General features: G+C 64.7%; 8 protein-coding genes. 3 read left to right on the top strand and 5 right to left on the bottom strand.

Translation table 11 applies throughout. From position 1 onward, the window contains the following. Window positions 1–5: 5 nt before the first annotated feature. Together AC2W7L_RS03870 and AC2W7L_RS03875 are read right to left on the bottom strand one after the other, a co-directional pair. Window positions 6–1,289: a CpaE/TadZ family protein gene (locus AC2W7L_RS03870; RefSeq protein ID WP_486003348.1), complete on the bottom strand. Its 1,284-nt coding sequence runs from the start codon at window positions 1,287–1,289 to the stop codon at window positions 6–8. After that, entirely contained in the window at window positions 1,289–1,936 is a 648-nt protein-coding gene (locus AC2W7L_RS03875; RefSeq protein WP_486003349.1) for an SAF domain-containing protein, read from the bottom strand. The genes AC2W7L_RS03870 and AC2W7L_RS03875 overlap by 1 nt, the downstream gene beginning before the upstream one ends. A gap of 159 nt (window positions 1,937–2,095) precedes the next feature. Between AC2W7L_RS03875 and AC2W7L_RS03880 the strand changes: the two genes are divergently transcribed. Then, complete coding sequence (locus AC2W7L_RS03880; RefSeq protein WP_025780784.1) at window positions 2,096–2,317, top strand: helix-turn-helix domain-containing protein; 222 nt, start codon at window positions 2,096–2,098, stop codon at window positions 2,315–2,317. Window positions 2,318–2,354: 37 nt separating this feature from the next. Here the strand turns inward: AC2W7L_RS03880 and AC2W7L_RS03885 are convergent, their stop codons facing one another. Continuing rightward, on the bottom strand, window positions 2,355–2,870 hold the full coding sequence (locus AC2W7L_RS03885; RefSeq protein WP_486003350.1) for a hypothetical protein: 516 nt from the start codon (window positions 2,868–2,870) through the stop codon (window positions 2,355–2,357). A 149-nt stretch (window positions 2,871–3,019) separates the two neighbouring features. Here AC2W7L_RS03885 and AC2W7L_RS03890 point away from each other — a divergent pair, with 149 nt between their 5' ends. Next, a complete protein-coding gene (locus AC2W7L_RS03890) occupies window positions 3,020–3,784 on the top strand; it encodes a LysM peptidoglycan-binding domain-containing protein (RefSeq protein ID WP_486003351.1) in 765 nt (254 codons plus the stop codon). Beyond that, window positions 3,781–4,251 carry an Rv3235 family protein gene (locus AC2W7L_RS03895; protein ID WP_486003352.1) on the top strand — a complete coding sequence of 157 codons (471 nt, stop codon included), beginning with the start codon at window positions 3,781–3,783 and terminating at the stop codon, window positions 4,249–4,251. Before AC2W7L_RS03890 ends, AC2W7L_RS03895 begins: the two co-directional genes overlap by 4 nt. An 18-nt stretch (window positions 4,252–4,269) precedes the next feature. Here the strand turns inward: AC2W7L_RS03895 and secA are convergent, their stop codons facing one another. Both secA and AC2W7L_RS03905 read right to left on the bottom strand, forming a co-directional pair. Beyond that, window positions 4,270–6,960, bottom strand: a complete 2,691-nt coding sequence (secA, locus tag AC2W7L_RS03900) for a preprotein translocase subunit SecA (RefSeq protein WP_486003353.1) — start codon at window positions 6,958–6,960, stop codon at window positions 4,270–4,272. Between the two features lie 54 nt (window positions 6,961–7,014). Beyond that, window positions 7,015–8,142, bottom strand: a complete 1,128-nt coding sequence (locus AC2W7L_RS03905; protein ID WP_486003354.1) for a winged helix-turn-helix domain-containing protein — start codon at window positions 8,140–8,142, stop codon at window positions 7,015–7,017. Window positions 8,143–8,305 lie beyond the last annotated feature (163 nt).

The raw sequence follows: 8,305 nt of genomic DNA on the forward strand, positions 1-8,305 counted from the left end.
GCCCCTCATCCTAGTCCTGCGCTCCGCTCCCCCGGGCCCACCCGCACTTTCTGTGTGCGTCCGCGACGACCGGCGCCGCGGCGTTCGCGTCCTCCTCCGGATCTGCGGGTCCGGCGACGGCCCGGCAGGAGATCGTCGACCATCCGCGCCAGATCTCCGACGAGGACGGACTTCGGGTTCTGCTCATGCAGGGTGTGGCCGGCGAGCATCGCGGCATCGGCCGTGGAGCGATCGTCGCTGAGCAGGAAGTCCGGAGTGATCCGGACGAATCGGTCGAGGACTTCTCTGATCCGCGTCTCAGCCGGGTGGCCGACTGCGCTCGACCGCACCTTCGTGATCACCAGACGCATCTTCTCCCGGACCGCCTCCGCCCGCGGTGTGCCGAGGAGTTTGACCAACCGCTGCAGACCGATCGGCTCCCCGGCGGCGAGGACGAGCACGATATCGGCGGCCTCGAGAGCGGCGCGGGTAGCGCAGTGCCGGTCATAGAAGGGATCGGCGAGGTCATCATCGGGATCGATCCGGTCGCTGACGTCGACGATGACGACGTCGTAGACCTTGGCCAGACGCTTGAGCACCGCTTCGAGGACGGAAGCGCGGATCTCCGGCCACCGTTCGGGCCGGGTCAGCCCGGTGACGACGTGGAAGTTCTCACGGATCGACGCTTGCGGCACAGTATGCCGGCCGAGGCGGTTCACCGGGTCCGTCTGCGACCGGCAGAGGCTCGCCAGGTGCGAGGACTCCTCTGTCAGGCCGAGGGTGGACGCGACCATCCCGGAGACGGTGTCCGCGTCGACGACGACGCTGCGTCTGCCTTGGCGGGAGGCCTGGTCGGCGAGGTTGACCGCGGTGAGTGTGCGTCCGGGCGATGATCCGGTCCCCCACACGGTGATGATCACTCCCGCTCCCCCGACGGGGCCGGGAGGTGCGATCGGGCGCGGCGGGACCACGGTGGCGGCACGGATATCGTCGATCGCCGACGCCATCGTCGTCGCATCGGCGTCCGTTGCGACGACGGCGGTGATGCCGAGAGCCTCGAGGGCGTGCGCGTCGTCGCCGAAGCCGAGCACCTTCGCACCGGAGGCTGTGATCGCGGCGACCACCTCGGCGTCGAGGCCGGGAAAATAACGGCCGATGATGACGACGTCGGCCCCGCCGGTGCGGCAGTGGGCCAGCAGCTCGACCTCGTCGGCGGGGCGGGCGACGATCGTTACGTCGTCGATCTCGCTGAGCAGCTCGAAGAGGATGAGGTCGTATTCGAAGTCGACGGCCAGCAGGACCTGAGTCATCACTGCTCGCCTTCGTCGGCGGGAACGGACTGGGCGCCGACGACGGAGAGCACGCTGCGACCGTCGAGAGCGGCGAGCACGCCGGGCAGGTCCACGGAGCCGACGAACACTTCGATGCGCGCGCCGTCGCCTGCCCCGAAGCTGCCGACGTCCCGATTGATATGGGCGACCGGGGCCGAATCGACGATCTGCTCGGGCGGAGTTCCGTCATCGTCGAGTCCGTTCTGCTCCGGCTGAGCCCAGACGTCGACGAGGGTGCCCGAGTCGACGACACTCGGCACCGAACCGGCGACGTCGATCGCCACAACCCGTCCTTCGAGTTCGGACAGGGGCGCCACCGCCGAGGCGGCCAGCAGCTCCCCCGCTGCAACGACGGCGCGCACGCTCGTGTTCTCCGGCAGCTCGGAATCGGCCGAGAGGTACTTCTTGCCGAGGTCGGCGAGGTTGACCTCAGCAACGGTGAGATCGGCCGGCTTGAGCACTTCACCGGGGACGAGTGCACGTGCACTCGCCCAGACCCGGGTGGTCGAGTTCGCCGAGGTGACGAGCAGATAGGTGCCGACGACCGCGAGGATGACGAGCATCGCCCCGACCAAGAGCCGGGCATCGGTCCAGCGGGGACGGCGGATTCGTTTCGAGAGCTCCATTGCATCTCCAGATTTGCAGAAGTTTCACTGACAGAAACTGTTTCTCAGTGATAATATTGACCATCAAATGATGCCAAAGCAATGTTTTTGGCAAAATGCACCAACAATCAGATGGACATCTGGTGGCAGATGGACATTTGGAATGGGAGAAGTCACCTCATGGCCGTCGAAAGTCGCTTCCTGCCGCTGACCGATGTGGCCGAGCTGCTCAATGTCTCGATCGCCCAGGCTCGGGCCCTCGTCCGTTCCGGCGATCTCCGCGCCATCAAGGTCGGCGGGCGCGGCCAGTGGCGGGTCGAGAAGTCCGAGATCGAGGCGTATATCCAGCGCATGTACGAGCGCACCGAGTATCAGATCAAGACCGGATCCATCGAGGACTGACCCCCTCGTATCCACTCTGATCGCCTTCACGCCCGGATCACTCGAAGGGGTTCGTCCGGGCGTGGACCGCGCTGATCGCCGCGAAGGGAATGATCCGGCCGGCGATCTCGACGTAGTCGGCAGCGACGAGTGAGCATCGTCCGCGAATCCCACCCGAGTGGTCGACGGTGTCGATCGACACCTCTTCGTGGGCGGCTGACCAGCGGCGCAGCGCCGATCCCATTCCCAAGCGCTCCAGCCCTCCCGATTCGAACCGATGCACTCGCGTGGTCAGCCTGAGTCGACGGACGGCGCTGATCGCAATGGCGGAGACTTCCACCCCGGCGAGGACGACGATGTCCCGGCCGAGGAAGCACGCAGTCCCCGTAACGTCGCGATCGGACAGCATCACCTGCACTGTCGATCCCAATGATCCTCGCAGCCGTTCGAGCAGCGTCCTTTCGGCCGCCTGCCCGGCGATCTCGTCACCGAACTCGCCCCTCCTGGCATGCGCCTGCGCCGCAGAGTCGGCGGCTTCGATATCCGCCAGGAGTGCGTCGATGCGATCGTCCATAGACGCTAAGCCTGCCCCAGCTGTAGTCCACTTTCAAGACTTGAAACCGATAAGCGCGGAACTACAGTCATGTAGTTAGAGTCGATCCATTGACATCAAACTACATCTAACGGCATCATTACGATCAATATCCAATGGAGGATGTCTAGATGTATCTCTTGATTGCATGTGCGGGTTCATGGCTGGTTCTGCTCGGTTCGCTCTTCACAGCGTGGAAGCAGCTGCCCCAACCGCTGACGACCAGTGACGTCGTCGTCCTCGTCATCATCGTCACCGGAGCACTCCTGTTCTCACGAATCGGAGTCGTGTCGCTGCTGGCGCTGCTGCTGAGAGTTCTCCCTTACGGTCGCTTCCGGTCGGTGCTGGCCGGAGTCGTAGTCACGGCGATGCCGAGGTTACTCGCGTCGAGCGTTCTTGCGATCGTCTCTGCCGGCTTGGTCGTCCACTCCGCTCAAGCGGCGCCGATCACAGGTCCCGGGCCCGAGCTGACGTCGTCGACACAGGCCCCGACCGATCCCGGGTGGCCGACTGTCGACGATGATGAGCGCTCCGCGGATCGGGCACCACTTCCCGACCCCGGTTGGCCTACCGAATCGCCGCCGGACAACACGCCTCCGTCCCCCTCGGGCGACCCACCGGCCGACGAGTCCAGGAGATCGGATCGGGCCGACGAACCGGACCGCAGCGGGAATTCGAACGAGCCGGGCGACGAAACCGATGTACCTGCGGGTCCCGGGACCGCCACACATATTGTCGCTCATGGCGAGAGCCTGTGGTCGATCGCAGCCGATCTGGCCGACACCCCAGCGGAGATTCCGCATCTCGTCGCTGACGTCTACGCTGCCAACGAGGACACCATCGGACCCGATCCGAGCCTCATCATCGCTGGTCAGAGATTGGAGATCCAGACATGACCGCCCCGCTCACCCTCACCCGACCACAGGCTCCGGCACCGCCTCGGCGACCAGTTGCGCCGGTGCCCACTGCGCAGTCTCCTCGCCGAGTCAGTCGGCATGACCGAGGGCAGGACATTGCGGACGATCGGGCGCGGATCGCGGCCACGGCCACCTCGTTGGCGGTTGCCTGCCTCGAGGTCCTCTCCGGTGTCAGGCGCAGCGAGACGATCGCCCGCTGGGTCGAGCCGGAGCTGCTGGCGAAGATCGATCACCGCTGTCAGCTGCGCGCCGAGGTGGCGCCGCACCGGGCGACCGTGCCCGGCAGCCGCACGGTGCGGCCGGGAACGGCACACGTCTGCCAGGTCACGCCCGAGATCGCCGAAGTCACGGTCATCGTTGCCGCCGCAAACCGCATCCGGGCGGTGGCAGTCCGTTTGGAGCTGCTCACCACCCGGTGGACGCTGACTGCGCTGCAGACGATGTGAGCCGCTGAGGGCTCTTCGTCAGTTATTGGCCTTCTTCTTCGCGCGACGTTCGGCGCGATTGGTCGGAGCCGGTTCGTCGTCGTCCTCGGATTCGGAAACCGAGGCGGAACCGGACTCCGACGGAGCCGACAGCTGCATCTTCGGAGTCTTGTGTCGCAGCTCCTCGGCGTCGACCTCGACCTCGGGTTCGGCATCGCCGGTGCCGGCCGAAGAAGTCACCTGGACCTGCAGCGTGTTGGTCAGGCGGACGACGTCCTCCTTGATCCCGTCCTGCATGGTCTTGAACATCTCGAAGCCCTCACGCTGGTACTCCACCAGCGGGTCTTTCTGGGCCATGGCGCGCAGTCCGATGCCGTTCTTGAGGTAGTCCATCTCATAGAGATGCTCACGCCAGCGCTTGTCAATGACGGAGAGCACCACGCGACGTTCGAGTTCGCGGGTGGCGTCCTCTCCGAGTTCCTCTTCGCGCTGGGAGTAGAACACGTCGAGATCGGACTGGATCTCCCGATTGAGGCGGTTCTTCGAGAGGTTCCCGAGCCCGCCGAGCTCCTCGGCGAGGTCGTCGGAGGTGATCGACGGCGAGTAGATCTTTCCAAGGGCTTCGAAGAGCTCGTCGATCTGCCAGTCCTCGACCGGACCCATCGTCGCCTGGGCGACGTAGGCGTCGATGACCTCTTCGCGGAACTTCGCAACCTGCTCTTCGAGGTCGGCGCCGTCGAGGACTCGGCGGCGCTCGTCGTAGATGACGGTGCGCTGACGGTTGAGCACATCGTCGTATTTGAGAACGTTCTTGCGTTGCTCGGCATTGCGCTGTTCGATCTGCGACTGAGCCGAGAGGATGGCGCGGGAGACCATCTTCGATTCCAGCGGCACATCGTCGGGCACGTTCGCCGTCGCCATGATCCGTTCGGCGGCTCCCGAACCGAACAGTCGCATGAGGTCATCGGTCAGCGACAGGTAGAAACGGGATTCTCCGGGGTCACCCTGACGTCCGGAGCGTCCGCGCAGCTGGTTGTCGATGCGGCGCGATTCGTGGCGCTCGGTGCCGAGCACATAGAGCCCGCCGAGTTCGACGACCTCCTCGGCCTCTTCCTTGACCTTATCCTCAGCGGCCTTGAGCACCTCGGGCCATTCGGACTCGTACTGGTCCTCGTTCTCGGCCGGGTCGAGGCCGCGACGTTCCATCTCCGCGACCGCGAGGAATTCGGCGTTGCCGCCGAGCATGATGTCCGTACCGCGTCCGGCCATGTTCGTGGCCACCGTGACGGCGTTCTTACGTCCGGCCATCGCCACGATCGACGCCTCACGGGCGTGGTTCTTCGCGTTGAGGACCTCGTGCTTGACGCCGCGTTTGGCCAGATTCTTCGACAGGTATTCGCTCTTCTCGACGCTCGTCGTGCCGACGAGCACGGGCTGTCCGGTCTCGTGGCGTTCGACGATGTCGTCGACGACGGCGTCGAACTTCGCAACCTCGTTCTTGTAGACGAAGTCGGACTGGTCGACGCGCTGCATCGGCTTGTTCGTCGGAATCGGGACGACGCCGAGCTTGTAGGTGGACATGAACTCTGCGGCCTCGGTTTCGGCCGTACCGGTCATTCCGGAGAGCTTCTCGTAGAGACGGAAGAAGTTCTGTAGGGTGATTGTCGCCAGGGTCTGGTTCTCGGCCTGGACCTTCACCCCTTCCTTCGCCTCGATGGCCTGGTGCAGGCCTTCGTTGTAGCGGCGGCCCTTGAGCACGCGACCGGTGTGTTCGTCGACGATGAGGACTTCGCCGTCGAGGACGACGTAGTCCTTGTCCTTCTTGAACAGCTCCTTGGCGCGGATGGCGTTGTTGAGGAAGCTGATGAGCGGGGTGTTCTCCGCGTCGTAGAGATTGCCGATGCCCAGGTAGTCCTCGACACGTTCGATTCCGGGCTCGAGGACGCCGACGGTGCGCTTCTTCTCATCGACTTCGTAGTCGCGTTCGGTCTTCAGACGCTTGACGACCTTGGCGAACTCGCCGTACCAGCGGTTGGCATCGCCTTCGGCAGGACCGGAGATGATGAGCGGGGTACGGGCCTCGTCGATGAGGATCGAGTCGACCTCGTCGACGATGGCGAAGGCATGGCCGCGCTGGACGAGCTCGTCGGCCGACCAGGCCATGTTGTCGCGCAGGTAGTCGAAGCCGAATTCGTTGTTCGTGCCGTAGGTGATGTCCGCGGCGTACTGTTTGCGGCGCAGATCCGAGGGCATGTTCGCCTGGATGCAGCCGGTCTCCATCCCGAGGAACCGGAATACACGGCCCATCAGTTCCGATTGGTAGGTGGCCAGGTAGTCGTTGACCGTGATGATGTGGACCGGGTTGCCGGTGAGAGCGTTGAGGTAGGCCGGGGCCGTGGCGACCAGGGTCTTGCCTTCACCGGTCTTCATCTCGGCGATGTTGCCCAGGTGCAGGGCGGCGCCGCCCATGAGCTGAACGTCGAAGTGTCGCAGACCCAGGGTCCGGCTCGATGCTTCGCGCACGGTGGCGAAGGCTTCGGGAAGCAGAGAGTCGAGGCTTTCGCCGTCCTTGTAGCGCTCCTTGAACCTGCCGGTTTCCTCACGCAGTTCGGTGTCCGTCATCTCGCTGAACTCATCGGACAGCTGATTGATGGCATCTGTGTATCGGCGGAGCTTCTTCAGAGTTCTGCCTTCACCTGTGCGCAGAAGCTTCTCGAGGAAATTAGCCACTTTTCTCCTAATCGGCATGTCTGCCGGACAACGACTCGAACGACTGTATAGCCCCTAGCTTAATGGCAGGTGAGTACCTTCGAGGTCCACGGCGGTCAGTCCCAGCCACGCAGCCATCGTCGTAAGCTCCTCAGCCAGCTCCGTGGTGTGCTCCTCCCCCGGCTCCCACGTCACCTGGTGTGCGCGCAGAACTCCTGCCGCTCGGTCCCGGTGCAGATCGACCCGACCGACGAGTCGATCGCCGAGGAGGAACGGCGTGACGTAGTAGCCGTGGACCCGTTTGGCCGCCGGGGTGTAGATCTCGATGCGGTAGCGGAAGTCGAAGAGCCATTCGATGCGCGGTCGGTAGAAGACCAAGGGGTCGAACGGCGCCAGCAGCGCCCGAGCGTTCACGGTCCGTGGAGTCCGTGCCTCGTGCCACTTCAGCGCGGGCACGCCTTCGACGTCGACTTCACGCAGCTCGCCTGAGGCGATGAGTTCGGCGATGGCGGCGTCGGTCGGTGCACGCCGCTGCCGAAAGTAGTCGGCGATGTCCTCGGGACGGGAGATGCCCAGAGCGCGCGCTGCGATGCGGGTGAGTTCGAAGACGTTGTTCTCGACCCCGGATATTCCGCGCGGCAGCTCTGCCTCAGGGTCCAGGCTCAGCTGAGGAGCATCCGCGGGCCCATAAGCCAGAGGGAGCTCAGGCAGCTCGGGTGAGACGTCTCTTGCCAGCGCATAGATGCGTTCGAAGTGGTCGTTGCGACCAGCGGCGCTGATGATGCCCCCGGCGAACAGCGCTTCGAGGGCGACTTTGACCTGGCTGGGATTCCAGCCCCAATGGCCGCGGTGGATCTCCGGCAGGTCGTGGTCGACCACCTCGGCGACTTCCCGTGCCGTCATCGGTCGGGTGGACAGGGCGGTGAGGATGGAGGATTGGAGATTCCGGAACTCCTCTCCGGTCTCCGGATGGCGCTGTCCGAAGTCATTGCGCCACCATTCGCTGTGGGCCCGGGCGAAGTGCTTCCACGTCTGCGGGGGCACGAAGGCCGCGGCGTGCGCCCAGTATTCGACACCCATTCGCGGCGATTGGTAGAAGAGGCGGTCGAGAGTCTCCCGCGGATAGGGACCCAGGCGGGAGAAAAAGGGCAGATAGTGGGAGCGGACGACTCGGGCGACCGAGTCGATCTGGGTCAGACCCATGGTGGCGAACACATTCTTGAGATGGCGCGCGTGACCTTCGTCGGCCGCGGTCGGTCCAATCCCGTCGCAGTGATCGCCGTCCGGCGGGCCGCGGCCGTGTCATCCTCTGCATGCCCCCAACCTATACCCCCTTGCTACCTGACGGCGGCCCAGCAACCTCGCG

The sequence above is a fragment of the Brevibacterium sp. LAARM3_SD1 genome, from assembly GCF_057364765.1.

Coding starts and splice junctions, on each gene's coding strand:
- AC2W7L_RS03875 (WP_486003349.1), bottom strand. CDS start 1,936: ATGGAGCTCTCGAAACGAATCCGCCGTCCCCGCTGGACCGATGCCCGG.
- AC2W7L_RS03895 (WP_486003352.1), top strand. CDS start 3,781: ATGACCGCCCCGCTCACCCTCACCCGACCACAGGCTCCGGCACCGCCT.
- AC2W7L_RS03880 (WP_025780784.1), top strand. CDS start 2,096: ATGGCCGTCGAAAGTCGCTTCCTGCCGCTGACCGATGTGGCCGAGCTG.
- AC2W7L_RS03885 (WP_486003350.1), bottom strand. CDS start 2,870: ATGGACGATCGCATCGACGCACTCCTGGCGGATATCGAAGCCGCCGAC.
- AC2W7L_RS03905 (WP_486003354.1), bottom strand. CDS start 8,142: ATGGGTCTGACCCAGATCGACTCGGTCGCCCGAGTCGTCCGCTCCCAC.
- AC2W7L_RS03870 (WP_486003348.1), bottom strand. CDS start 1,289: ATGACTCAGGTCCTGCTGGCCGTCGACTTCGAATACGACCTCATCCTC.
- AC2W7L_RS03890 (WP_486003351.1), top strand. CDS start 3,020: ATGTATCTCTTGATTGCATGTGCGGGTTCATGGCTGGTTCTGCTCGGT.